25 protein-coding genes are annotated in these 24,642 nt (G+C 68.5%); 6 read left to right on the top strand and 19 right to left on the bottom strand.

Annotated features, from left to right (window positions below; translation table 11 throughout):
* The first annotated feature begins 66 nt into the window (after nucleotides 1–66).
* A complete protein-coding gene (locus ACG00Y_RS17950) occupies nucleotides 67–420 on the top strand; it encodes a phage holin family protein (RefSeq protein ID WP_394481165.1) in 354 nt (117 codons plus the stop codon).
* Between the two features lie 132 nt (nucleotides 421–552).
* Here the strand turns inward: ACG00Y_RS17950 and ACG00Y_RS17945 are convergent, their stop codons facing one another.
* A complete protein-coding gene (locus ACG00Y_RS17945; protein WP_394481163.1) occupies nucleotides 553–2,148 on the bottom strand; it encodes a M48 family metalloprotease in 1,596 nt (531 codons plus the stop codon).
* A gap of 119 nt (nucleotides 2,149–2,267) precedes the next feature.
* On the opposite strand from ACG00Y_RS17945, the gene moaC reads away from it, so the two are divergent.
* The gene (gene moaC / locus ACG00Y_RS17940; RefSeq protein WP_394481161.1) at nucleotides 2,268–2,744 is read left to right on the top strand and encodes a cyclic pyranopterin monophosphate synthase MoaC; all 477 of its coding nucleotides are present in this window, start codon (nucleotides 2,268–2,270) and stop codon (nucleotides 2,742–2,744) included.
* Here the strand turns inward: moaC and ACG00Y_RS17935 are convergent.
* Nucleotides 2,736–4,451 carry a PglL family O-oligosaccharyltransferase gene (locus tag ACG00Y_RS17935; RefSeq protein ID WP_394481159.1) on the bottom strand — a complete coding sequence of 572 codons (1,716 nt, stop codon included), beginning with the start codon at nucleotides 4,449–4,451 and terminating at the stop codon, nucleotides 2,736–2,738. The genes moaC and ACG00Y_RS17935 overlap by 9 nt on opposite strands.
* Before the next feature lie 86 nt (nucleotides 4,452–4,537).
* On the opposite strand from ACG00Y_RS17935, the gene ACG00Y_RS17930 reads away from it, so the two are divergent.
* Nucleotides 4,538–5,143, top strand: coding sequence for a fused MFS/spermidine synthase (locus ACG00Y_RS17930; RefSeq protein WP_394481157.1), 606 nt, complete (start codon nucleotides 4,538–4,540; stop codon nucleotides 5,141–5,143).
* Between the two features lie 2 nt (nucleotides 5,144–5,145).
* Nucleotides 5,146–6,768, top strand: coding sequence for a spermidine synthase (locus ACG00Y_RS17925; protein WP_394481155.1), 1,623 nt, complete (start codon nucleotides 5,146–5,148; stop codon nucleotides 6,766–6,768).
* A gap of 15 nt (nucleotides 6,769–6,783) precedes the next feature.
* Here ACG00Y_RS17925 and ACG00Y_RS17920 read toward each other — a convergent pair whose 3' ends face one another.
* From ACG00Y_RS17920 to recA, 13 genes are all read right to left on the bottom strand, one after another.
* Entirely contained in the window at nucleotides 6,784–8,178 is a 1,395-nt protein-coding gene (locus tag ACG00Y_RS17920) for an O-antigen ligase family protein (protein ID WP_394481153.1), read from the bottom strand.
* 69 nt (nucleotides 8,179–8,247) lie between these two features.
* A complete protein-coding gene (locus tag ACG00Y_RS17915) occupies nucleotides 8,248–8,709 on the bottom strand; it encodes a pilin (protein ID WP_394481151.1) in 462 nt (153 codons plus the stop codon).
* Between the two features lie 263 nt (nucleotides 8,710–8,972).
* Complete coding sequence (locus ACG00Y_RS17910) at nucleotides 8,973–9,254, bottom strand: virulence factor (protein ID WP_394481149.1); 282 nt, start codon at nucleotides 9,252–9,254, stop codon at nucleotides 8,973–8,975.
* Complete coding sequence (locus tag ACG00Y_RS17905; protein ID WP_394481147.1) at nucleotides 9,254–9,454, bottom strand: DUF5397 family protein; 201 nt, start codon at nucleotides 9,452–9,454, stop codon at nucleotides 9,254–9,256. The genes ACG00Y_RS17910 and ACG00Y_RS17905 overlap by 1 nt, the downstream gene beginning before the upstream one ends.
* A 45-nt stretch (nucleotides 9,455–9,499) precedes the next feature.
* Nucleotides 9,500–10,285, bottom strand: a complete 786-nt coding sequence (locus tag ACG00Y_RS17900; RefSeq protein WP_394481145.1) for an MBL fold metallo-hydrolase — start codon at nucleotides 10,283–10,285, stop codon at nucleotides 9,500–9,502.
* A 157-nt stretch (nucleotides 10,286–10,442) separates the two neighbouring features.
* Nucleotides 10,443–11,093, bottom strand: coding sequence for an FHA domain-containing protein (locus tag ACG00Y_RS17895; protein ID WP_394481143.1), 651 nt, complete (start codon nucleotides 11,091–11,093; stop codon nucleotides 10,443–10,445).
* Nucleotides 11,094–11,145: 52 nt separating this feature from the next.
* Nucleotides 11,146–11,943: a Stp1/IreP family PP2C-type Ser/Thr phosphatase gene (locus tag ACG00Y_RS17890; RefSeq protein WP_394481141.1), complete on the bottom strand. Its 798-nt coding sequence runs from the start codon at nucleotides 11,941–11,943 to the stop codon at nucleotides 11,146–11,148.
* The gene (locus tag ACG00Y_RS17885) at nucleotides 11,940–13,058 is read right to left on the bottom strand and encodes a serine/threonine-protein kinase (RefSeq protein WP_394481139.1); all 1,119 of its coding nucleotides are present in this window, start codon (nucleotides 13,056–13,058) and stop codon (nucleotides 11,940–11,942) included. The genes ACG00Y_RS17890 and ACG00Y_RS17885 overlap by 4 nt, the downstream gene beginning before the upstream one ends.
* Nucleotides 13,059–13,174: 116 nt before the next feature.
* The gene (gene sucD / locus ACG00Y_RS17880) at nucleotides 13,175–14,068 is read right to left on the bottom strand and encodes a succinate--CoA ligase subunit alpha (RefSeq protein ID WP_394481137.1); all 894 of its coding nucleotides are present in this window, start codon (nucleotides 14,066–14,068) and stop codon (nucleotides 13,175–13,177) included.
* Between the two features lie 18 nt (nucleotides 14,069–14,086).
* Nucleotides 14,087–15,247, bottom strand: a complete 1,161-nt coding sequence (sucC, locus tag ACG00Y_RS17875) for an ADP-forming succinate--CoA ligase subunit beta (RefSeq protein ID WP_394481135.1) — start codon at nucleotides 15,245–15,247, stop codon at nucleotides 14,087–14,089.
* A gap of 25 nt (nucleotides 15,248–15,272) precedes the next feature.
* The gene (locus ACG00Y_RS17870; RefSeq protein WP_394481133.1) at nucleotides 15,273–15,845 is read right to left on the bottom strand and encodes a DUF2889 domain-containing protein; all 573 of its coding nucleotides are present in this window, start codon (nucleotides 15,843–15,845) and stop codon (nucleotides 15,273–15,275) included.
* Nucleotides 15,846–16,020: 175 nt separating this feature from the next.
* Nucleotides 16,021–16,545, bottom strand: coding sequence for a regulatory protein RecX (locus ACG00Y_RS17865; protein WP_394481131.1), 525 nt, complete (start codon nucleotides 16,543–16,545; stop codon nucleotides 16,021–16,023).
* Nucleotides 16,546–16,565: 20 nt separating this feature from the next.
* Nucleotides 16,566–17,603 (bottom strand): recombinase RecA, encoded by a 1,038-nt coding sequence (recA, locus tag ACG00Y_RS17860; protein WP_394481129.1) that lies wholly within the window; start codon nucleotides 17,601–17,603, stop codon nucleotides 16,566–16,568.
* Between the two features lie 153 nt (nucleotides 17,604–17,756).
* On the opposite strand from recA, the gene ACG00Y_RS17855 reads away from it, so the two are divergent.
* Nucleotides 17,757–18,428 (top strand): response regulator, encoded by a 672-nt coding sequence (locus ACG00Y_RS17855; protein ID WP_394481127.1) that lies wholly within the window; start codon nucleotides 17,757–17,759, stop codon nucleotides 18,426–18,428.
* Nucleotides 18,429–19,949 carry a sensor histidine kinase gene (locus ACG00Y_RS17850; RefSeq protein WP_394481125.1) on the top strand — a complete coding sequence of 507 codons (1,521 nt, stop codon included), beginning with the start codon at nucleotides 18,429–18,431 and terminating at the stop codon, nucleotides 19,947–19,949.
* Nucleotides 19,950–19,952: 3 nt separating this feature from the next.
* On the opposite strand, the gene rodA is transcribed toward ACG00Y_RS17850, so the two are convergent.
* Genes rodA through mreC form a run of 4 tightly spaced genes read right to left on the bottom strand, consistent with a single transcriptional unit; the run spans nucleotide 19,953 to nucleotide 24,630 of the window.
* Entirely contained in the window at nucleotides 19,953–21,107 is a 1,155-nt protein-coding gene (gene rodA / locus ACG00Y_RS17845) for a rod shape-determining protein RodA (RefSeq protein WP_394481123.1), read from the bottom strand.
* Nucleotides 21,104–23,119, bottom strand: a complete 2,016-nt coding sequence (gene mrdA, locus ACG00Y_RS17840; protein ID WP_394481121.1) for a penicillin-binding protein 2 — start codon at nucleotides 23,117–23,119, stop codon at nucleotides 21,104–21,106. The genes rodA and mrdA overlap by 4 nt, the downstream gene beginning before the upstream one ends.
* Nucleotides 23,120–23,641, bottom strand: a complete 522-nt coding sequence (gene mreD, locus ACG00Y_RS17835) for a rod shape-determining protein MreD (protein ID WP_394481119.1) — start codon at nucleotides 23,639–23,641, stop codon at nucleotides 23,120–23,122. It abuts the gene before it with no gap.
* Nucleotides 23,638–24,630 carry a rod shape-determining protein MreC gene (gene mreC, locus ACG00Y_RS17830; protein ID WP_394481117.1) on the bottom strand — a complete coding sequence of 331 codons (993 nt, stop codon included), beginning with the start codon at nucleotides 24,628–24,630 and terminating at the stop codon, nucleotides 23,638–23,640. The genes mreD and mreC overlap by 4 nt, the downstream gene beginning before the upstream one ends.
* Nucleotides 24,631–24,642 lie beyond the last annotated feature (12 nt).

Raw genomic sequence — 24,642 nt, 5'->3', positions numbered from 1 at the left:
TGATGGGCGACGAATGCAGCGGTGGCGCTACACAGCCCATGGCCCTGCCCGATATGCTCGGCGCCCATGAAGACACTCACTCGATGGCTGTTGCTGGCCGGCGCGCTGCTGCTGGTGGCGCACCTCTACCCTGGCGTCGTGGTGACGAGCTTCACCTCGGCGCTGATCGCGGCGGCGGTGCTGGGCCTGCTGAACACGCTGCTGCGGCCCGTGCTGGTGCTGCTGACGCTGCCCGTGACGGTGCTGACGCTGGGCCTGTTCCTGTTCATCATCAACGCGCTGATGTTCTGGGCGGCGGCGTCCCTGCTCGACGGCCTGGCCGTGACCGGCTTCTGGGCCGCGCTGATCGGCTCGCTGATCTACAGCCTGTGCGGCATGCTCATCGACGTGGTCGTGGAGCGGATGTTTCCGCAGGACTGACCAAGCGGGGCGTCCGGGCCGAGCGCCGGGCCGCCCCAAGCCGGCCCGCCTGGCGATGTGCGAGCGGCTCAATGCCGCGAGCATCGCCGTCCCCTCGGGGGACCGACCAAGGTACTCCTTGGGCGAGGGGCCTCAATTTGGCAGTTCGACGTCCGGCGGGATGTAGCGCCCGCGGTACATCTCGCCCAGGATGGACTGGCGCTCGTAGACCAGCGCGCGCAGCCGGGCGTCGATGACTGCGGCCTCGACCTGGTCGGCATCCGGCCCGCGCGACTGGCGCAGGCCGGAGCGCATGCGATCGATGGCGCCGTTCAGGTCGCCGGCGGCAGCATGCACCTCGGCCTGGGCGCGCACGGCCCGCAGCGGCTGGCCCAGTTTCTGCCAGACCAGTGCCAGCTGCGCCCAGGCCAGCGAGTCGCGGGGCTCCAGGCTCACGTGGGTCTGCAACGCGTCCGCAGCTTCGCGCAGGGCGGGCGACGCCGGGCCGGCGGCCAGCGCCAGGCCGACGCGCTGCATCAGCAGCGGGCGGGACTTCTCGCCCTTCAGCGAGTCCAGCGCGGCAATGCCTTCCATCGGCCGGCCGCGCGCCTGTGCCAGCTCGGCGCGCAGGTAGGTCAGCTGCCGCGTGGCCGCTGCCGTCTCGGCGGGGCTGGGATTGATGAGCTGCAGCGTCACCTCGGCGCTGCGCAGCGTGGCCTCCGCGCGGTCGAAGTTGCGCAGCTTGAGGGACGCCAGTGTGGCCGCGTAGCGCGCGCCGAGTTGTTCGTAGCCGCCGCTATCGCGGATGTTGCGTGCGCCCGCGTCGTAGTTCTCCAGCACCTTCCAGGCATCGACGCGCGGGTCCATCAACACCCGCGCACGTGCCGCCATCAGCGCATGCTCGGCGAGGCCTCGCGGGCGGGCGAAAGGCTCCAGCGCCAGGCGCGTGCGGGCGTCGCCGATGCGCTCGCTGGTCAGCGGGTGGGAGCGCAGGTACGGATAGGCGCCGTTGTCCATCAGGTGGTAGGCCTGTTCCATGCGCTCGAACATGCTCACCATGCCGCTGCCGGCGAAGCCGGCCTCCACCAGCACGTTGAAGCCGACGCGGTCGGCCTCGCGCTCCATGTCGCGCGAGAAGTTCAGCGACATCTGCTGCGCGGCTGCCTGACCACCGACGATGCCGGCATTGGCCATGTCGATGTTGCCGCGCGATGCGGCCAGCACGCCGAGCAGCAGGCCGGCGATGGCGATCATGCTGTTCTTCGAGTCGCCGGCGATGCGGCGCGCGATGTGGCGCTGCGTGACATGCGAGATCTCGTGGGCCAGTACCGAGGCCAGCTCGTCGCGCGACACCGTCATCGCGATCAGCCCCAGGTGGGTGCCGAGGAAGCCACCCGGCAGCGCGAACGCATTGACGCTCTTGTCCTCGACGAGGAAATGCTCCCAGGCGAAGCGGGTCTGGATGTCATCGCCGATGTGGCCCAGCTTGCGCGAGGCCGCCACCAGCGGCTCGAAGATGGTCGCCATGTATTCCGTCAGCAGCGGGTCCTGCACGACGGCCGGGTCGATGCGGATCTGGCGCATGTAGCGGTCGCCGAGCTGCCGCTCGGTGCCCACGTCCAGGTCTTGTGAGACCGAATCGCCCAGCGCCGGCAGGTTGACCTGGGCACTCAGCGGCGCACCCGGCAGGGCCAGTGTGGCGGCGGCGAGCAGGGACAGCAGGGGGCGGGTGGCGAACGACTTCTTCATCAGGCAAGGGCTCCGGCCGCCGCCGGCTCAGTACCGGGCGGCTGCCTATGATGCCTGCAACTCGAAACCTGAATGTTTCCTGAAAATGAAGCGCCTCCCAAAGGCAGGGCAGCCCTGACATGACATCCCCACTGACCCACTTCGATGCCGAAGGCCAGGCCCACATGGTGGACGTGTCGGCCAAGGCCGAGACGCACCGCGTGGCGGTCGCGGCCGGCGAGATCCGCATGCTGCCCGAGACCTTCGCGCTGATCGCCAGCGGCACGGCCAAGAAGGGCGATGTGCTGGGCGTGGCGCGCATCGCCGCCATTCAGGGCGCCAAGCGCTGCAGCGACCTGGTGCCGCTGTGCCACCCGCTGCCGATCACTCGGGTCAAGGTCGAGTTCGAGCTGGACGAGCCCGGCAGCCGCGTGCTGTGCCGCGCCCAGGTCGAGACGCTGGGTCGAACGGGTGTCGAGATGGAGGCGCTGTGCGCCGTGCAGGTCGGCCTGCTGACGATCTACGACATGTGCAAGGCGGCGGACCGCGGCATGGTCATCGACGGTGTCCGGGTGCTGCAGAAGCAGGGCGGGAAGTCGGGCGACTGGTCAGCGTAGCGTCCGCCAGTCGATGACCGCCGACGCCGGCTGGCACTGCAGCATCGCCGCCGCCGAGGCGGGCTCCGCGCAGCTCTCGAACCAGCTGTCGCCGGTCGGGTTGCGGAACTCGCGCAGCCGGTCGGCGAGGTAGCGCGCACCTTCGGCATCGCCCGTGGCCTCCAGCGAGCGGGACCAGTGCATCAGCAGCCGCGCATCGATGAGGCTGAAGGCGGTGCGGCGCGCTGCGGCGAGCGCAGCTGGCCCGGGCGGGTCGCTGGTGGCGGCGGCGTAGTCGGCCTGATGGCCAAACAGCGGCGAGCGCTGGCCGGTGGCGATGCGCTGGCTCAGCGGCTGGGCCGTCGCGCTGGGCGTGTAGATTGCGACGACGCGCTGGTAGTCCCACACCGCGAACAGGCTGCCGACGATGAACAGCGCGCCGAGCGCCATCGCCGGCACGGGTGATGCAGGCCGGGGTGAACTGCCCGCCGCCGCAGGGGCAGGCAGGGCCAGGCCCAGCGCGAAGCAGGCCGGCAGCAGGAAGTAGGCGTACCAGAGCGGGTACTCCAGCAGGCTGTGCAGGGCGATGGCCAGCACCACCATCAGCGCGGCGCGGCGCAGCGGCGCCTCGTCGTCATCGCGAGCGGCGGCGCGCCAGCTCTGCCACAGCGCCCAGCAGAGCAAGGCCAGCACCGCGCCGGCCCAGGGCAGGCCCAGCTCCACGGCCAGTTGCGACGGCAGGTTGTGCGTGTGGTCGAAGAAGGCGATGGCGCGCGCCGGGAAGGGCGTCAGGCTCCACGCGAAATTGAACTCGCCCCAGCCGACGCCCAGCCAGGGGTGGGCCATGGTCAGGGCCCAGGCGTCGCGCAGGATAGCCAGGCGCGATGGCGAGCCCGCGCCCTCCGCCAGCCTTGATGCGGCGCCAAAAGCATGGTCGCCGGCGGCGGCCCACAGCGACATCAACCACCAGCTAACGCCCAGCATCAGCGGCGTGGCCAGCAGCGTCAGGCGCGCGCTGCGTGACAGCTTGCGGTCGACGATGCCCCACAGCGCCAGCATGGCGATGCCGACGAAGCCGGTGCGCGAGGCGCTCAGCACGACGGTGAAAACGCAGGCGAACAGCAGTGGCGCCAGCAGCAGCCGCCAGCCGCGCCGCTCAGTGATGAAGACCGCCGCGACGGCGCCCCACATCATCAGGCTGGCGAGGTGGTTGGGTTGGCGCAGGTTGCCGACCGCACGGCCAGGAATGCCGGAGCGGGCAATGACGTCGCCGTCGGCCCAGCCGGGCGCGAACACCTGCGCCAGGCTGATGGCGATGCTGAACAGGCCGGCCACCAGCAGGCCCCAGCACAGCGCCTCGCCTGCGACGTTGCGCGCGTTGCGCGACAGGCCCTGGGCCAGCAGCAGCACGGCCAGGCCGGCGCCGATGATGGCGGTGGCGTTCAGGCCCAGCGACAGCGGCAGGCCGCGCCACGCGACCGAACTCAGCGGCGCGACCAGCAGCAGCGCCATCGCCAGCGCCGCCGGGCTCGTCAGGCCGGCCCGCCAGCCGGGCGCCGAGCGGGCCCAGAGCAGCAGCGCCAGCCCCCAGCCGGCGAGGGCCAGCAGCTGGTTGTAGAGCGTGGCGGCCGGCGTCTGGTTGAAGGCCAGCAGCGTGGGCAGCGTGACGGCAAGGACGAGGGCGAGAGGCGCGGCCTCGTGCGGCGCGGCGGAGGTCTGATACGACATGGGCGCGCATGATGGCATGAGCGTTTCGCCGGGCCTGTCGCGCCCCGACGCGTCGCTATGCTGATGGCTTGGTCAATACACATGTCATGGGTCTGCGGCGCCACGTCGAACTGGGGCTGATCGGCGCCGCGTTTGCCTGCTCCGGCTTCGCGGCGCTGGTCTATCAGCTGGTCTGGCAACGCCTGCTGTTCGGCGCGATCGGCGTGGACGTCGAATCGGTGACCGTGGTGGTGTCGGTCTTCATGCTGGGGCTGGGCATCGGCGCCTGGCTCGGCGGCTGGTTGGCCGACCGCCATCCGCGCCGCATCGTCGCGCTGTTCGCGGGCTTCGAGCTGGGTATCGCCGCCTGCGGGCTGGTCAGCGTCCCGGTGCTGCTGGGGCTGGCCGACACGCTGGCGCTGCTGCCACGCATCGGGGCGGGCGCGGCCTGCTTTGCGCTGCTGCTGCTGCCGACCGTGCTGATGGGTGCGACGCTGCCGATGCTGGTCGCGCATGCGGCCGAGAACCGCGCCATGATCGGCCAGGCCACGGGCTGGCTGTACTTCATCAACACGCTGGGTGCGGCGTTGGGCGCATGGTGCATGGCCTTCGTGCTGCCCTACTGGCTGGACCTGGCGCAGATCGTGCACCTGGCCGCTGCGCTCAACCTGGCGGCCAGCTTTGGCGCTTTGCTGGCCGTGGGGAGGCGCTGAGGATGCGCGGGCTGGCGATCACGTTGTCCTTCGGCATGGGCTTGCTGAGCCTGAGCCAGGAGATCGCCTGGGTGCGCCTGGTGTCGTTCGGGCACGAGGGCCGGCCGCATGCCTTCGCGGTGGTGCTGGTGGCCTTCCTGCTGGGCATTGCCGTCGGTGCGTTGCTGGGCGGTCGTCACTGCCGGGGCGACGGGCCGCTGCTGCCGGTGGTCGCGCGCATCCTGGCGCTGGCGGCCGTCGTGGACCTCGGCGCACTCCGGCTGGCGCCGTGGTTGATGACCTCCGAGCCGACCGCTGAGCTGGCGATGCTGGCGCCGTTCCTGATCAATCGCGAGGCTGACACGCTGTGGCCGCTGCTGGCGCTGATGCTGCTGATCGGCGCCTGTGCGGCCATCAAGGGCATGCTGTTCCCGATCATTCACCACCTCGGGTCGCAGTCGTCCCAGGACGGTATCGGGCGCAGCGTCTCCCGTGTCTACGTGGCCAACGTGCTGGGTTCGGCGCTCGGGCCGCTGCTCACCGGCTTCGTGTTGCTGGACGTGTTGACGGTCGATCAGGTCTTCGTGGCGGTCAGCCTCGGCGCAGCGGCGCTGGCGCTGCTGGTGACGCTGCAAGAACGGCCCGCGCCGTCGGCGGCGGCATGGCGGCTGCCGGTGGTGGCCGTGGCGCTGGGCCTGCTCAACCTTCTCCATCCCGCCGCCAGCCTGGAGACCATTGCGCGGCTGGGTGGTGGCACGCTGCGCCACCTGATCCAGAACAAGCATGGCGTCGTGCACGTGCTGGCCGGCTCGGGTGGCGGCGACATCACGCTGGGCAACAACGTCTACGACGGCCGCCTGAACATCGACATGCGCGTCAACAGCAACCGGCTCGACCGTGGCTACCTGCTGGCCACGCTGCACCCGCAGCCCGCCCGCGTTCTGGTGATCGGCCTGAGCACCGGCGCGTGGACGCAGGCACTGGCCGGCATGCCGGGGGTCGAGCGCATCGACGTGGTGGAGATCAATCCCGCCTATCTGGAGCTGGTGCAGCGTTACCCCGCGGTGTCGGCCATCCTGAAGGACCCGCGCGTGCACATCCACATCGACGATGGGCGCCGCTGGTTGAAGCGGCAGGCCTCGGAGCGGTTCGACCTGGTCGTCATGAACACGACCTTCCACTGGCGGGCGTATGTATCGCTGCTGCTGTCCACCGAGTACATGCAGCTGGTGCGCAGCCGGCTGGCGCCGGGCGGCATCTTTGCGTTCAACACGACCGGCAGCCTGGACGCCATGCTGACCGCCAGCCAGGTGTTTGCCGACGTCGTGCGCTACCAGAACTTCGCCTATGCCAGCGACCGCACCATGGCCAAGCTGCCCGATGCATTGCAACGTCTGCAGGCCAGCCGGCTACCCGGCGGGTCCGCGTTCGCAGCTGAACTTTTTGCGTCGGGCGAGCTGGCCGAGCAGCTCGCCCATGCGCCGCTGGAGCGGGCGGGGGACTACCTGGCGCGCAGCCAGAAGCCTGGTGCGCCGCCGCCCGAGGCCATCACCGACCTCAACTTGCTGACCGAATACCGTCATGGCCGCCCGCCCTTGCAGGGGCGGCTTCAGGGCTGGTTGCCGCCGACGCCGTTGCGGCCCTGACTGGCGGCTCGCGGCTCAAAGCCAACCTTGCTGCCAGAAACGCGGGCGCGGTTTCTGGTCAGCGGTCGTGATGGGGCTGAGATCGGAAATGCGGGGAGGAATGTGCTGCCATTGGTGCCAGGCCACGGCGCATAGCCAGACCTGGGAGGCTAGCAGGCCTGCAAGCGCAAGGCGGCGAAGCCCTGTCCGAAGTGGGGTGGTGACAGCAAGGCCGATCGGCAATGCCGCCAGCAGCAAGCCATAGGTGACCGCGATCCATACCTGAGACAACGGCATCACGAAGTTGCCGGAGAAGCCCGCGTCCACCAATGCGGCCAGCAGCGCGGCGCTCAGCGCAGCGGTCATTGCCGGGCTTTGGGATCGCGTTTGCCGCAGCAGCGCCGAGGCTCGCCACAGTGGGATTGCCAGCACCGCCACGAGCAACAGCAGCGATGGCAGACCGAACTCGGCCGCCCATTGAAGGTAGAGGTTGTGCGGGTGTGCACCCTTGGGATGTGCCAGCGCCGCGAAATGCATGGGGCCTGCGCCCAGCCAGGGATGGTCGCGTATCAGATCAAGGGCTGCGGACAGGAGCAGGTCGCGGGAATGGCTGCTGGTAAGTTCCTGCAGGCCGGCGAAATGGGTGAACCAGCTGCGTCCCAACGCGATGGGCAGAGCAACGAATAGAACCCAATGAATGACGAAACCCGCCAGCGCGCACAGCAGCAGGCGACGCCACAACGGCCGGGCGCCGACCCAGCAGCACCAGACGGTCGCAACCGCCAGGGCGAGCAGGCTGGCACGCGCGACATCCATGAAAAGCCAGGCGAAGTGCAGGCTGGCAGCGACCGATGCTGCACGACGCCGCAGGCGATCAGGCGCCGCGACGGACCAGCCCAGCAGCACCGGCAGCGCCAGCGTCTGGACATGATTGAAAAAGCGCGGATTGTCGAAACCCAGATGCAGCAGTCGCGCATTCAGCGGGCCTGCGCCCGCATCCAGCAATGCGACGCCATAGATGCCGGTCGTCAGCAGGAAGTAGGTGCAGCTTCCGGCGAGCAGGCCGTCGTAGGCCCACCCGATCGCGTTGCCCCGCGCTGCGTGGCACACCTGCAAGGCCAAGACGGCCAAGCCCAACATCAGTGCGATTTCCTGGGCAGCGGCGGCGCGATTCGGCGCGGCCAGCAGGGATGGCAATGCGATCGCCAGGGCGGCAAGCGCGCAGGCCTTCAGCGAGTCCGGCGCTGTCGCCCGCAGCCCAACCGATCCCGCCACAGCAAGCAGGCTGACGACTGCCAGCAGCGCCAACTGCAACGCGCGGCTGCCATCGTGGGCCGATGCCGGGTAGGCAAGCAAGGGCGCGACCGCCAGATAGGCGACGGTCGCCAGCAGTGCCAGGGTGGCCGGCAGGCTGCGAGTGGGGTGGCGCATGTCCAGGAGAGGTGATGGCGAAAACAAAAAAGGGGCCGAAGCCCCCTTTTTTGATGTCGCGGCAGAAGATCAGGTGCCGACGTTGTTCTTCTCGAGCGAACCCTTGATGACTTCGTCCGTGATGTCGGTGGTCGTCTTCCAGGTCACGGCGTTGCCATGGATGCCGTCCACGTCGAAGGTGATCTTCTTGCCGCTAGTGCCCGCGCCGATGTCGTTCAGCACGATGACGATCTTGCCGTCGGTGACCGACTCCAGCGAGGCAACTTCCTTCGTGCCCTTGAAGTCACCGGTGGCCATGATGCCGTTGCTGCCTGCGTCGCAGCCATCCTTGGAGCCGCCGGCTTCCTGGATGCACAGCGCCACGGCCGACTTCAGCGAGTCAGCGACGGTCAGTGCGTTGGCGGCCTTGGCGCGGGTCGTGTAGGTGCGGTACTGCGGCAGGGCCACGGCGGCCAGGATGCCGATGATGGCCACGACGATCATCAGTTCGATCAGGGTGAAGCCCTTTTGGGCGCTGGCTTTGACTTGCATGTCGGTACTCCAGAGAGGGAGAGTTGTTGGGTGGGGGCAGACCCCTTGAATGCAGGGGCCGTGCCAGCCCCGCAGCGGCGTTTTGGCGTGCGAAACCGCACGTTTGGCCGCCCTGGCCGGCCCGTTCTGACAAAAAGCGTCAGTCGGGCGTGACGCGTTCTGTCAGTCGAGCGCCTGCGGCCAAGAAACGTCAGGCATGAAAAACGGCGCCGAGGCGCCGTTGATTCGCGAGCTTGAAACCGAGCCTGCCACGTAACGCCACGTCAGGGACCTTTGACCACGCCCGTGAAGTCGGACCACTGCTCGATACGGAAGGCGCGGATGTCTCTTACCGAGGGCGGAAACCAGGGGCGGCGCTTGAGATCCATGATGGCCAGGAACAAGTTCGCCATGTCTTCCTTGTCGGTGACATAGAGGCTGCCCTGCACCCAGCGAAAGCCGAAGCCCGCAAGAGCGTCTCGAATCTCGCCATACGCCGCAGAAACACCCTTAGGGTGGTTGGCGCGGGTGTCATCCACTTTCAGGTCGAAGGCGACGGCGAACATCAATGAGCGTCCGGGTCGTCATTGATGCTGGTGAGCCGGTACTCCGCATGCTCGCCGGTCTCGACCATCACGATATCGACCATCCAGTCACCGTCTTCCAGCTGGCGCAGCGGCTTGATGATCTCGTAGGCGGGGCCGTATCGGCCAAACGTCTTGAATTGCCCGACAGGGATGGATGGGGGAGCGATCTCAACTTGCATGGCGACACCTCCTCGGTCGGATGTCGATGATAGCGAGCGCGCCGCTCAGAGCCCCATGCTCTGGCCAGCCTCCAGCGCGCTGATGCGATGCGGGCTGGTCAGCGCCTGCACGCCCTGCATGACGGCCTCGGCCTCGCCGGGCTTGATGTGGGTGATGCGCACGTCCACGCTGCCGCCCAGCTGGGCCAGCTCGGTGCCGAGATCGGTCGGGCACAGATGCTGGCTGACGTGGGCGAGTTCGATTTCGTCGTCGCTGAAGGCGGTCTCTATGACCAGGTGCGACAGCTTCAGTTGCGCCAGCCGTTGCCACAACGCCGGGTTGGGGCCGGTGTCGCCGGTGAAGACCCAGTGTGCATGGCCGCTGGCTGCGCCGCCGTCGATGGCGAAGCCCACCGCCGGCACGGTGTGCGCGGCCGGCAGCACCTCGATCATGCGGCCGCCCAGGTCCAGGCGGTCGCCGATCTGGAAGGCGTGAAGGCTGAGCACCGGCGCCTCGCGGCTGGGCAGCCGGGTGAAGTCGGGCCAGATGGCGCCGTTGAAGATGTGGCGGCGCAGCGCCTCCAGCGTTTCGGGCAGCGCGTGAACCTGAATGGGCGGCCGGCCGGCGGCCACGCGCAGGCGCAGCACCGCGTCGGCCAGCAGCGGGATGCCCAGCACATGGTCCAGGTGCGAGTGGCTGAGCAGGATGTGGTCGATCGCGGCCAGGGCGTCCAGCGGCAGGTCGCCCACGCCGGTGCCGGCGTCGATGAGGACATCGTCGTCGAGCAGAAAGGCGGTGGTCTTGTAGCCGGCTGCAATGGCACCGGAGCAGCCCAGGACGCGGATGTTCATGCGGTGCGTTGGCTCGGATTCGGGGGCCCCGCATCGGGCGAGGTGGAGCCAAGAATGTACGCACCCGCCCGGAGGGTCGGACGGTCGGATTACCGAGTTGGGGGTATCGCTGGCGTGAGGAAGTCACGCAGCCGGGGCGGCCGGCTGCGTGGCCCGGTCAGCTCTGGATGAACTGCATCTGCGTGCCGGCCAGCTCGATCAGGTCGCCGCTGCGCAAGGCGATGGATTCACCGGTCAGCGGGATGCCGTTGACACTCGGGCGCTGGCCGCCTTCGACATGGGCGAAGACGTAGCCAGTGGGCCGCTTGGTGATGGAGGCCACCTGCACGCCGGGCTTGCCCAGCGTCGTGACGACCTTGGTCAGCGCGACCTCGCGGCCGGCAGCGGCGCCCGTCAGCACCTTGATGGTGGCCGGGCCGACGGTGACGGCGGTGCCCAGGCCGCCGAAGGCCGACCCGACGCCCATGCCCGGCACGGCCTGGCCGGGCTTGAGGATCATGGTCTTTTCGTAATCGTTGCCGTCGTTGGTCAGGTACTTGATCTTGTACTTGCCGATCTCGACGGTGTCGTTGTCCGCCAGCAGCTGCTTCTTGATGGCCTTGCCGTTGATGTAGGTGCCGTTCGTGGAGTTGAGGTCTTCGATGAAGACATCGTTGCCGACCATCTGCAGCACGGCGTGCTCGCCCGACACCGCGAGGTTGTCGATGACGATGTCGTTGTACGGCCGCCGACCCAGCGTGGTCTTGTCCTTCGTGATCTGCACCTCCTTGATCACGACGCCGTCGAGCGACACCACCAGTTTGCCCATGAATGACCTCAAGTTCTCTGTTGTGCGTGCCGCAGCCTGTCAGGCAGGCTTGTCAGTTGCCGCCACGTCGCCCGAAGGGCCACCAGCCCCGTCCTTCGGTCCGTTGGCGGCTCTCGGCGCGGGCCAGGATGAGCGCGATGTTATCGCGGCCGCCGCTGTCATTGGCTGCGTTGATCAGCGCCTGTGCAGCCTCGGGCAAGGCCGGATTGCCGCTGAGCAGATTGGCGATGCTGTCGTCGTCGAGCATGTCGGACAGGCCGTCCGAGCAGAAGAGGTAGGTGTCGCCCGCCTGCACGTCGTGCAGATGCAACTCCAGCAACACCGTGTCCTCCACGCCGACGGCGCGGGTCACGAGGTTCTTGTTGCTGGAGAAGGCGGCCTCTTCGACGGTCAGCAGGCCGGCGTCGATCTGTTCCTGCAGCAGGGAATGGTCGCGCGTGATCTGCATCAGCCGGCCGGCGCGCATCCGGTAGCCGCGCGAGTCGCCGACGTGGCCCAGCAGCAGGCCCTCGGGGCGGAACACGCCCAGCACCAGCGTCGTGCCCATGCCGGCGTACTTGGGATTGGTATTGGCGGCGTTGAAGATGGCGCGGTTGGCGTTGTCGACGCAGATGTCCATGGCGCGCTTGACCTCGCCGGCACGGGCCTCGCGGCCGGCATCTTTCAGCCAGCGACCCAGTTCCGAGCTGATGAAGCCTGTGAGCATCTGGCTGGCGACCTCGCCGGCGTTGTAGCCGCCCATGCCGTCGGCCAGCACGGCCAGGCCGGCGGCCTCGTCCAGGGCGACCGAGTCCTCGTTGTTGTCGCGAGCACGGCCCACGTCGGTGGCGCTGAAGAACTCCAGGATCATGGGGCTTGCGGTGGCTCGTGGGGCTCAGCGGGGGAGCGGCGATTCTGCCCTGCTTCCTCCGGCGTCAAGCGCAGTGTTTGTGCGAAGCCGGGGTCCTGAGGCGTGTGTCCCTGCGGCGCGGCGGGCTCGGCCTGCAGGTCCATGACGAGGACGGCGTCGAGGTCGCGAGCCAGCTGCTCGCCCGAGGCATAACGCAGCTCGGGCCGCTTCTGCAGCGACAGGGCGAGCACCAGCGCCAGCGACTCGGGCAGCTCGGGGCGGCGGGTGCGCACATCGGGCGCGGGCTCGGTGGCGATCTGCTGCATGAGCCGGGCCATGGAGTCGCTCTGGTGCGGCAGCGAGCCGGCGAGCAGTTGGTAGAGCAGCACGCCCAGCGAGTAGAGGTCGCTGCGGCCGTCGACCGTCAGGCCGGCGAGCTGCTCGGGCGACATGAACGACGGCGTGCCCAGCACGAGGCCGGTGCGGGTGCGGCTGCCGTCGCCGACGCGGGCGATGCCGAAGTCCATCAGCTTGAGGCTGCCGTTGACGCGGTCCAGCATGACGTTGGCCGGCTTGATGTCGCGGTGGATGACGCCCTGACTGTGCGCATAGTGCAGTGCCCGCGCCAGCCGCGCGCCGAGTTGCACGACCTCGCGCACCGGCAGCAGCTGGCTGGGTTTGGTGAAGGTGCTGAGGTCGCGGCCGAGCACGTATTCCAGGGCAATCCACGCGTCACGGCCGTCCTGGCCGGCGTCGACCACCTGCAGGATGTCCGGGTGGTCCAGCGTGCGGGCGGCGCGGGCCTCGCGCATGAAGCGTTCGCGCACGTCCACCAGGTCCTCAGCGGAGAACTCGCGGCTCAAGGCCAGGCGCTTGACGGCGACCTGGCGGCCGGTGGAGCGCTGCGTGGCCTTGTAGACGATGGCCATGGCGCCACGACCGATCTCGGCGCCGAGGTCGAAGTCGTGCAGGTCGGCCGGCACTGCCGTGGACGGTGCCTGAGGCGCTGAGGAGCCGGGCGCATGCGTGTGCTGCACGGCCGGCAGTGTGGACAGCTCGCTGGGAGGTGCGTCGGCGGCATCGGCCACGCGACCGATGAGGCGTTGCCAGAAACCGGGTTTGCCGCCGCTTGCCATGCGGCCGATCTTAGGCGGAGCGGGCGACGGTCACGGCGAAGGCGGGCGAAGGCCGGCGGAATGAAAAAAGCCGCCGGGCGGTGGCCCGGCGGCTCTGCAGCGGGAGCGCGTCGCGATTACAGCAAGGCCTTGAGCAGCTTGGCCATCTCGGACGGGTTGCGCGTGACCGTGAAGCCGCACTCTTCCATGATGGCCAGCTTGGCGTCGGCCGTGTCGGCGCCGCCGGAGATCAGCGCGCCGGCGTGGCCCATGCGCTTGCCGGGGGGCGCAGTCACGCCGGCGATGAAGCCGACGATGGGCTTCTTCATGTTCAGCTTGCACCAGCGGGCGGCTTCCGCCTCGTCCGGGCCGCCGATCTCGCCGATCATGATGACGGCGTCGGTGTCCGGGTCGTCGTTGAAGGCCTTCATCACGTCGATGTGCTTCAAGCCGTTGATCGGGTCGCCGCCGATGCCGACTGCCGACGATTGGCCCAGGCCGATCTCGGTCAGTTGGGCCACGGCTTCATACGTCAGCGTGCCCGAGCGCGAGACGACGCCGATGCGGCCCTTGCGGTGGATGTGGCCGGGCATGATGCCGATCTTGATTTCTTCCGGCGTGATGAGGCCCGGGCAGTTCGGGCCCAGCAGCAGCGTCTTCTTGCCGCCGGCGGCTTCCTTGGCCTTCATCTTGTTGCGCACTTCCAGCATGTCCCGGACAGGGATGCCTTCGGTGATGCAGATGGCCAGGTCCAGGTCGGCCTCGACGGCTTCCCAGATCGCGGCAGCGGCGCCGGCGGGCGGCACGTAGATGACGGAAACGGTCGCACCGGTCTGCGAGGCGGCTTCCTTGACGGTCGCGTAGATGGGAATCTCGCTGAACTTCTCGCCGGCCTTCTTCGGGTTCACGCCCGCGACGAAGGCGTTCTTGCCGTTGGCATAGGCCTGGCAACCCAGCGTGTGGAACTGGCCGGTCTTGCCGGTGATGCCCTGGGTGATGACCTTGGTGTCTTTGTTGATGTAGATCGACATTTCTCTTACTCCTGGGCGTTAGGCAACAGCGGCAACGATCTTGGTGGCCGCTTCGGCCATCGTGTCGGCGGCGATGATGGGCAGGCCGGATTCGGCCAGCATCTTCTTGCCCAGTTCTTCGTTCGTGCCCTTCATGCGCACGACCAGCGGCACGCTCAGGTTCACGGCCTTGCAGGCGGTGATGACGCCCTCGGCGATGGTGTCGCACTTCATGATGCCGCCGAAGATGTTGACCAGGATGCCCTTCACTTCCGGGTTCTTCAGCATGATCTTGAAGGCCTCGGTGACCTTCTCGGCGGTGGCGCCGCCGCCGACGTCCAGGAAGTTGGCCGGCTCGCCGCCGAACAGCTTGATGGTGTCCATCGTCGCCATGGCCAGGCCGGCGCCGTTCACCAGGCAGCCGATGTTGCCGTCCAGGCTGATGTAGGCGAGGTCGAACTTGCTGGCTTCGACTTCGGCGGGATCTTCTTCGTCCAGGTCGCGGTAGGCCACGATCTCGGGGTGGCGGAACAGCGCGTTGGCGTCGAAGTTGAACTTCGCGTCCAGGGCCATCAGGTTGCCCTTGGAATCGCAGTTCAGCGGGTTGATCTCAACCAGCGACGCATCCGTGTCCATGTAGCACTTGTAGAGCTTGGCGAAGATGTCGACGGCCTGGTCGACCGAAGCGCCGGTCAGGCCGATGGCCGCCGCGATCTTCTTGCTTTGCTCGGCGGTCAGGCCCACCAGCGGGTCGATCATCTCGGTGATGATCTTCTCGGGCGTGGCGTGGGCCACTTCCTCGATGTCCATGCCGCCTTCGCTCGACGCGATGAAGGCGACCTTCTGCGTGCCGCGGTCGGTGACCAGCGAGACGTACAGCTCGTTCTTGATGTCGGCGCCGTCTTCGATGTACAGGCGGCGGACCTTCTGGCCTTCAGGGCCGGTCTGGTGGGTCTTGAGCTGCATGCCCAGGATGCCCTCAGCCTTTTCCTTCACGTCGTCTATGGTCTTGGCGACCTTGACGCCGCCGCCCTTGCCGCGGCCGCCGGCGTGGATCTGGGCCTTGACGACCCAGACCGGGCCACCCAGCTTCTGGGCCGCCTCGACGGCTTCCTGCACGGTGAAGGCGGGGATGCCGCGCGGCACCGGCACGCCGAACTGGCGCAGGATTTCTTTGCCCTGGTATTCGTGGATTTTCATGGCTTGGGTCTTTCGGGTCGGGAAGTCAGGAATCGTTGGCGGCCGGCGCGGAGGACTGGTGCCAGCGGGGGTAGAACTTGGCCACGGTGGCGCCGTCGCGGCGCAGCGCATGGCAGCGGTCCAGCTGGAAAGGCGGGTTGCCGGCGGCATCCCCCTCGCGGGTGTCGATGACCGAGCCGGCCATGGCCTGGATGACGGCCGTCGGCAGCACCTGGCACAGCTCGGTGAGGTGGGTGCAGCCCCTGGTGCCGCCGAGGCGCTCGGTGACGGCCTGGCGGAAGCCCCTCAGCAAGTTGAGGCCCACGAGCTGCGCATAGGCGTCGCCGTGCTCGCCGCAAGCCTGCACATAAGGCATCCACAGCGTCTCGGACGAGGCGGCGGTGACCGTCAGCGTCGCGTCGACAGTCAGCCGCAGGTGCATTTGGTGAATCGGATCGCCCGCCTTGCGCGTCGCGCCGGCCAGCGGCACGTCATGCGCCTTGGTGTCGGTGAGGCCGGCTTCGACGTCAAACAGGCCGTCATCGCGTGCGAACACCCGCACATCGAAGGCGCGGCGATGCAGCGGGCGGCGCGTGACGGACGGTTGGGCGGCGGGCATGGAGGGCGGGAGTGACAGATCAACCCGGCCGGCGCCGGGACGGGGACAGCCGGCGTTTGCAGCGCTTCGCCGTAGGGGCAGAGGCCTTGTAACCGGGTGAACCCTCGTTTTTTGGGCAGCCAGCAATGTAGCACGCGAGGTGCAAATTCCCCCTGCGCGCTCGGTCAAGCGGCCCTTAGGCCCTCAGCAAGCGGTGCACCACTTCGGGGGCAAAACCCCGGGTCAGCAGGAAACGCGTCTGGCGCGCCCGCTCTTCGGGGTTACGGGACGGTTCCGCGCCAAAACGCCTGAGCCAGACCTCGCGGGCCCGCTCCAGCTCGGTTGCGCGCAGCGCTGCCTGCTGTTCAGCGTCCAGCCGCAGCCCGTGCTGGGCCAACTCCTGCTGGATGCGCTGCGTGCCGAAACGGCCGGCGCGGATATGCAGCCGGGAGTCGACGAAGCGCGCCTCGTCCAGATAGCCGGCGGCGGCCAGCGTGTCGAGCAGAGCCTCGACCACCGAATTGGCGGCTTCAGGCGCAGGCTCGTCGTCCGAAGCCGCCTCGCCATCGTCGAAAGCCCCGGCAGTTCGAGTCGCTGTTATGCGCGCACGCTGCTGCTGCTCAATGCGAAGGAGCTTGCGCCGCAGTTCCGACCGGCTGTGCTCGCGCTGGGCCAGCAGGCCGATGGCGCGAGCTTTCAGCGACAAAGGCGCACGCGCCATGGCAGCACCAACGGAAAGGCTTACTCCGGTGCTGCCGTGGTCAGCAGCGCCACGCCCAGCGACTCGCGGATCTTGTTCTCGATCTCGCGGGCCACATCGGGGTTCTCGCGCAGGAACTCGCGGGCGTTGTCCTTGCCCTGGCCGATCTTCTCGCCTTGATAGGCATACCAGGAGCCGGACTTCTCGACGATCTTGGCGATGACGCCCATGTCGACGATCTCGCCCTCGCGGCTGATGCCCTCGCCGTAGAGGATGTCGAATTCGGCGGTCTTGAACGGCGGGCTGACCTTGTTCTTGACGACCTTGACCTTGGTCTCGGAGCCAATGACTTCCTCGCCCTTCTTGATGGAGCCGATGCGGCGAATGTCCAGGCGCACGGAGGCGTAGAACTTCAGCGCATTGCCGCCGGTGGTCGTCTCGGGGCTGCCGAACATGACGCCGATCTTCATGCGGATCTGGTTGATGAAGATGACCATGCAGTTGGTCTTCTTGATCGTGGCGGTCAGCTTGCGCAGGGCCTGGCTCATCAGGCGGGCTTGCAGGCCGGGCAGGCTGTCGCCCATCTCGCCTTCGAGTTCGGCCTTGGGCGTCAACGCCGCAACCGAGTCGACGACGATGAGGTCCACCGAGCCGGAGCGCACCAGCGCGTCGACTATCTCCAGCGCCTGCTCGCCGGTGTCGGGCTGGCTGATCAGCAGTTCCTGCAGGTTGACGCCGAGTTTCTGGGCGTACTGGATGTCGAGTGCGTGCTCGGCGTCGATGAAGGCGCAGGTGCCGGCGAGCTTTTGCATCTCGGCGATGACCTGTAGCGTCAGCGTGGTCTTGCCCGAGGACTCGGGGCCGTAGATCTCGACGACGCGGCCGCGCGGCAGGCCACCGACGCCCAGCGCGATGTCCAGGCCCAGGGAGCCGGTGGAGACGACCTGGATGTCCTCGATGACCTCGCCTTCGCCAAGCCGCATGATGGAGCCCTTGCCGAACTGCTTCTCGATCTGGGCAAGGGCGGCCTGCAGGGCCTTGGCTTTTTCGGTGTTCAGGGCTTTGACGGGGGCGTCCATGCGAGTCTCCAAAGGAATGGCTGAATTATGGGGCAATCTGTATGTTTGTACAGTGGTTTGTCCCCAGGATTGATGAGCATGCTAGGCGGTCGGTAGCTCAACAGATGAGCCACTCGACCAACACATAACATCGGTGGCGGAGACAAAAGAACCATGCGCATCCTGATTGCCGAAGACGACCAAGTGCTGGCCGATGGCCTGTTGCGTGCCTTGCGCGCGTCGGGCTATGCGGTGGACCGTGTCAGCAGCGGCACGGAGGCCGACTCCGCGCTGGCGACGCATGAGTTCGATCTCGTGATCCTCGACCTCGGCCTGCCGCGCCTGCACGGGCTGGAGGTGCTGCGCAAGCTGCGCGCCCGCGGCGCGACGATGCCGGTGCTGATCCTGACGGCGGCCGACAGCGTGGAGCAGCGCGTCAAGGGCCTGGACCTGGGCGCGGACGACTACATGGCCAAGCCGTTCTCGCTGCAGGAGCTGGAGGCGCGCGTGCGGGCGCTGACGCGGCGCGGCCTGGGCACGGCCAGCAGCGTCATCAAGCATGGGCCGCTCACGTTCGATGCCACCGGCCGCGTGGCCTACATCAATGACCAGATGCTGGAACTGTCGGCGCGCGAGCTGTCGCTGCTGGAAGTGCTGCTGCAGCGGGCGGGGCGGCTGGTCAGCAAGGACCAGCTCGTCGAGCGGTTGTGCGAGTGGGGCGAGGAGGTCTCGAACAACGCGATCGAGGTCTACATCCACCGGCTGCGCAAGAAGATCGAGCAGGGGCCGATCCGCATCGCGACGGTGCGCGGCCTGGGCTACTGCCTGGAAAAGATCGCCTCTTAAATGCCCAATAAGGACGGCGCCAGCCCGCAACAGGGCTCGCTGTTCGGCGAGATCCTCGACTGGATGCTCGCCCCGCTACTGCTGATCTGGCCGATCAGCGTGGCGCTGACCTGGCTGGTGGCGCAGGGCATCGCGGGCCAGCCCTATGACCGGGAACTGGGCGAGATGGCGCGCAGCCTGGGGCAGCAGGTCAGCGCGGTGGATGCGCCCGCCAAGGGGCGGGACCGCTATGCGCTGGCGCCCGAGGCGGCGGCGCTGCTGCGTGTGGATGCGTCGGACACGGTCTACTACCAGGTGCTGGGCCTGCGCGGCGAGCTGCTCAGCGGCGACGCCGGCTTGCCGGTGCCGACCGAGGACGCGCCCGTCGTGCCTTGGGAGCTGCATTTCCGCGACGACGAGGTCGGCGCGGACACGGTGCGCGTGGCCTATCTGTGGGTCGCGCCCGAGGGTCAGGCCGGGCCGGCCAAGACCATGCTCGTGCAGGTGGCCGAGACGCTGGGCAAGCGCACGCGGCTGACCAACGAGATCATCAAGGGCGTCATCCTGCCGCAGTTCGTCATCCTGCCGCTGGCGGTGCTGCTGGTCTGGCTGGCTCTGGCGCGCGGCATCGCGCCGCTGAACGAGCTGCAGCGGCGCATCCGCTCGCGCGACAGTTCGGACCTGTCCCCCATCGATGAGCAGCGCGTGCCCGACGAGGTGGCGCCGCTGGTGCAGGCCATCAACGACCTGCTGGCGCGGCTGGACTCGTCGATGAGCCGGCAGAAGCATTTCCTCGCCGATGCGGCTCACCAGCTGAAGACACCGCTGGCGGGGCTGCGCACGCAGGCCGAGCTGATCCAGCGCGAGATCGACGCCGGCCGGGCGTCGCCCGAGGAGCTGAAGCGATCGCTCGCGCAGATCGCCCGGGCCAGCGAGCGGGCGGCCCACATGGTCAACCAGCTGCTGTCGATGGCGCGCGCCGAGGACGCCGAGCAGGCCATGCGGCGCGAGCCGGTCAACCTGGCCGAGATCGCCGTCGACACGGTGCGCGACTTCGTGCCGCGCGCGCTGGAGCGGCGCATCGACCTGGGCTACGACGGCGTGCTGCCGGAGGACGGCCGGCTGCGCGTGCAGGGCCAGCCGGTGCTGATCGGCGAGCTGATCCGCAACCTCGTCGACAACGCGCTGCTCTACACGCCGGCCGGCGGCATGGTGACGGTGCGGGTCGTGGAGGACCCGTTCGGCCAGGTCGTCGTGCTGCAGGTGGAGGACACGGGGCCAGGCATCGCGCCGGCGGAGCGGGAGAAGGTGTTCCAGCCGTTCTACCGCTCGCTGGGCAGCGGCGTGGAGGGCTCGGGCCTGGGCCTGGCCATCGTCAGGGAGATCGTCCAGCAGCACGACGCCGAACTGACACTTGACGACACGCGGCTGCGCCGGGCGGCGGGTGGCGAGCTGCCCGATGGCCAGGGGCCGGGGGCGCGGTTCACGATCCGGTTTGCGGCCGGGGCAGTGGTCGTGGCCGAGGCGGACGCTGCTGAATGAGCGTCAGGTCTTGACGATCTTCTTGACCCGCGCGATCGACAGCAGCAGGCCGAGCGACAAGCCCAGCGTCACCATTGCCGTGCCGCCGTAGCTGACGAAGGGCAACGGCACGCCGACGACGGGCAGGATGCCGCTGACCATGCCCATGTTGACGAAGACGTAGGTGAAGAAAGACAGCGTCACCGCGCCGGCCATCAGCCGCGCGAACAGCGTCGGCGCATCGGCGGCGATGGCCAGGCCGCGCAGGATCAGCGCCGTGAAGCCTGCCAGCAGGGCCAGGGCGCCCATGAAGCCGAACTCCTCGCCGAAGGCCGCGAAGATGAAGTCGGTGGTGCGCTCGGGGATGAACTCCAGGTGGGTCTGCGTGCCCTGCATGAAGCCCTTGCCGGTCAGGCCGCCGGAGCCGATGGCGATTTCGCCCTGGATGATGTGGAACCCCTTGCCGAGCGGGTCCTTGGTGGGGTCGAGCAGCGTGCAGACGCGGGTCTTCTGGTAGGGCTTGAGCAGCGGCCAGGTCACGTCCGGCTGGCAGATCGCATCCTCGCTGGCCACCAAGGCCACCACACCTGCGGCGGCCAGCACGACGGCGGGGACGATGAGCTTCCACGGCAGCCCGGCGAAGAAGATCACGTACAAGCCGGCGGCGAGCACCAGCAGGCTGGTGCCGAGGTCGGGCTGCTTGGCGATCAGGAAGAAGGGCAGCAGCAGCAGCGCGAAGGCGGCGACGAAGTCCGGCCAGCGCAGCAGCCCCTCGCGCTTCTGGAACCACCAGGCCAGCATCAGTGGCGTGGCGAGCTTGAGCAGCTCGGAAGGCTGGATCTGCGTGATGCCGATGCTGAGCCAGCGGGTGGCGCCCTTCTTCGTGACGCCGAACAGCGCGGTGGCGATGAGCAGCGCGATGCCCAGCGTGTACAGCGGCACGGCCATGGCCATCAGCGTCTGCGGCGGCACCCGCGAGACGATGTACATCAGGCCCAGGCCGAGCGCCATGTTGCGCGCATGGTCGACGAAGCGCGTGCCGTGGTCATAACCGGCCGAATACATGCACAGCAGGCCCCAGGCGCACAGCCACAGGATGGCCAGCAGCATCGGGATGTCGAAGCCGCTGAGCCAGGGCTTCAGGCGGTTCATCAGCGGCGGTCGTTCGATGACGGTCATCGCGAGGCTCCGGAGGCTGGCGCAGAAGCGGCTGAGGCGGCGGATGCAGCAGATGCAGCGGCAGTGGGTAGGAGCGGTACGTCGGCCGCGCGGCGCGGCGTGCCGATGGGCGCGTAGGTCTGGCCCAGCTGCGTCTTGGCAATGTCTTCCTCGCTGGGGTAGGTGCCGGCCAACAGGTAGTCGAACACGCGGCGCGCGATCGGCGCGGCGGCGGCGGAACCCCAGCCGGCGTTCTCGACGATGACGGCCAGCGCCACGGTGGGCTGGTCCACCGGCGCGAAGGCGACATAGAGCGAATGGTCGCGCTTGCGCTCGTCGGCCTTGATGGCGCTGTAGCGCTCGCCGGCGCGCAGGCCGACGGCCTGGGCCGTGCCGGTCTTGCCGCCGCTGGTGTAGGTTGCGCCCATGAAGACCTGGCGCGACGTGCCCTCCAGCGTCACGCCGCCCATCGCGTTGCGGATCACGTCGACATCGGCGGGCCGCAGCGGCAGCGGCGTCAGCGCATCGCTGGCGACGCGGCGTTGCTCGTGGCGCACGACATCCTCGATCTCGCGCACGAGACGCGGCTTGTAGCGCTGGCCGCCGGAGGCGACGGTCGCATAAGCGTTGGCCAGCTGCAGCATTGTGAAACTGTTGTAGCCCTGGCCGATGCCCAGCGAGATGGTCTCGCCGGGGAACCACTTCTGGTTCGCCGGGCTCCTGCGGAAGTAGTTGCGCTTCCACTCCTGCGACGGCAGCACGCCGGCGACTTCGCCCTGCACGTCGATCTCGGTCTTGCGGCCCAGGCCAAAGGGCGCCAGCTCGTCGTGGATCAGGTCCACGCCCATCTCGTTGGCCAGGCTGTAGAAGTAGACATTGGACGAGCCGACGATGGCCAGGCGCATGTCCTTGGGGCCGGGCCGGTCGGCCTCGGGGCTGCCGAAGCTGCGGCCGCCGAAGTTGTAGACCAGGTTGTCCATGATCACCGTGCCGGCCGCGCGTTTGCCGCTGTTCAAAGCGGCCATGGCCATCAGCGGCTTGAAGGTGGAGCCGGGCGGGTAGGTGCCGCGCAGCGCGCGGTTCAGCAGCGGCTTGTCGATGTCCTCGTTGAGGTCGCGCCAGGAGTCGGCGTCGATGCCGTCGACGAAGAGGTTGGGGTCGAAGGTGGGCTTGGAGACGAAGGCCAGCACCTCGCCGTTGCGCGGGTCGATGGCCACCAGCGCGCCGCGCCGCTCGCCGAACAGCTTTTCCACCAGCGCCTGCAGCTTGATGTCGACGGACAGGTTCAGCGTGTTGCCGGGCGTGGGCGGGCGGTGGTCCAGCCGGCGCACGGCGCGGCCGCCGGCGCTGGTCTCGACCTGCTCGAAGCCGGTGATGCCGTGCAGCTCCTTCTCGTAGGCCTGCTCCAGGCCCAGCTTGCCGATGTACTCGGTGCCGCGGTAGTTGGCGAGGTCCTCCTCCTCCCACTCGTCCATGGCCTTCTTCTCGGCCTGGTTGATGCGGCCGATGTAGCCGATCAGGTGGGCGCCCACCTCGCCCAGCGGGTAGGAGCGGAACAGCCGCGCCTTGATCTCCACGCCGGGGAAGCGGAAGCGCTGCGCTGTGAAGCGGGCCACCTCCTCGTCCGTCAGCTTGGTGCGGATGGGCAGCGAGTCGGTGTGCTTGGCCTCCTCCAGCAGGCGCTTGAAGCGGCGCCGGTCGCGGGCCTGGATCTCGATGACCTCGTTCAGCGCCTCGATGGTGGCATCGACATCGGCGACTTTCTCCGGGTTGATCTCCAGCGTGTAGGCCGAGTAGTTGCTGGCCAGCACGACGCCGTTGCGGTCCTTGATGAGGCCGCGGTTGGGCACGATGGGCACGATGGCGATGCGGTTGGACTCGGCCCGCTCGGCGAAGCTGTCGTACTGGATGACCTGCAGCCACACCAGCCGCGCCACCAGCAGCCCGAAGCAGAACAGCACGAAGGCGACCGCGGCCAGCACGCGCAGCCGGAAGCGCGCCAGCTCCTGGTGGAGGTTCTTGAGGACGACCATTTAAAGCGGTCGATGCGCGTCGCGGTCTGGCGCACGGCGCTGCGGGGCCAGCAGCAACACGCTGGCGACCGGCCACAGCGCGGCCTCGAACACCGGCGCCAGCAGCATGCCCCAGCCCGGCCACATGCCGCCCACCATCATGCGCACCACCAGCGCCAGCACATGCGCGGCGAAGAACAACGGCAAGACCTGGACAGCCTGCGCGCCCAGCGAGAACCAGGTCAGACGGCGGTGCAGCATGATCGCGCCGAAGCTCAGGGCGCTGTAGGCCAGCGCATGCTGGCCCAGCAGCGCGCCGTCATGTACATCGATGAGCAGGCCGAACACGAAGGCCCACAGCACGCCGACGCGGCGCGGCTGGTGCACGCCCCAGAACACCAGCACGACGGCCAGCACATCCGGCATCGCCGCAGCCCGGCCGACCGGCACCATGTCGATCATCAGCGCGACGATCAGCGTGAAGGCGATGAACCAGGGGTTGGCCGGCAGCAGCAGCTTCTCGGCGGCGCGCGGCATGATCATGGCGCGGCTCCCGAGGCCTTGGCGGCGGCTTTTGCCGCCCGTTCTTCCTTCTTGGCGGTACGGGCGCTGGCCTTCGCTTCTGCGGCCGAGGCCGCCTCTGCGGCGGCGGCCATCTCGGCCTCCTGCTTCACCGCGTCATGCCGGTCCATCGGCTGCAGCACCAGCACATGGCGGGCGCTGTCCGGCTGCGCGATGGGCGCCAGCTGCACCTGGGCGAAGCTGGAGTCGCCGCGCCGCTCGACGACCGCGACCCGGGCCACCGGCAGCCCCGGCGGGTAGACGCCGTCCAGGCCCGATGTCGTCATCAGGTCGCCCACCTTGATGTCGGAGTTCGCGGCCAGGAAGCGCAGTTCCATGCCGCTGCCGTCCGGGCGGCCGGCGGCGGCGTTGCGCATCTGGGTGCGTGCGTTGAGCAGCGGAATGGCGGCGTCCTTGTCGGTCAGCAGCGTGACCTCGCTGGACAGCGGATAGACCCGCGTCACCTGACCCAGCACGCCGGCCTCGTTGATGACGGGCGAGCCCCGTGCGATGCCGTGCGTCGCGCCACGGTCGATGACGACGCGGCGCGAGAACGGGTCCGGCGCCTCGAACAGCACCTCGGCCGGGGTGGACGGCACCGTCAGCGCGGGGCGCAGCTCCAGCAGCTTGCGCAGGCGGTCGTTCTCGGCCTGCAGCGCCTCGGCGCGCGACAGGCGCTCGGCCTGCGCGCTGAGCTGGCGCTTGGCCTGGTCTTCCGCCGCCATCGCGCGCTTGGTGCCGCGCAGGTAGTCGCCGGCCGTCTCCCAGGCGTCCACCGGCGTCAGCAGCAGGCGCTGCACCGGCTGCAGCACCAGTGCCAGCGCGGCGCGGGCCGGCTGCATCAGCTGGAAGCGGGCATCCGCCACCATCAGCAGCAGCGCCAGCGCCGAGCACAGCGCGAGCTTGCTCAGCGCCGACGGACCCTGTTGGAAGAACGGCGGGGGGGAGCGGTCTAAGGTGCCGAGGGGCATTGCGCGCCTGGC

This window comes from Pelomonas parva, from assembly GCF_043555835.1.
Classification (GTDB): domain Bacteria; phylum Pseudomonadota; class Gammaproteobacteria; order Burkholderiales; family Burkholderiaceae_C; genus Pelomonas; species Pelomonas parva.
Note: the sequence above shows the minus strand (reverse complement) of the source record. Positions and strands in the feature narration are given on the sequence as shown.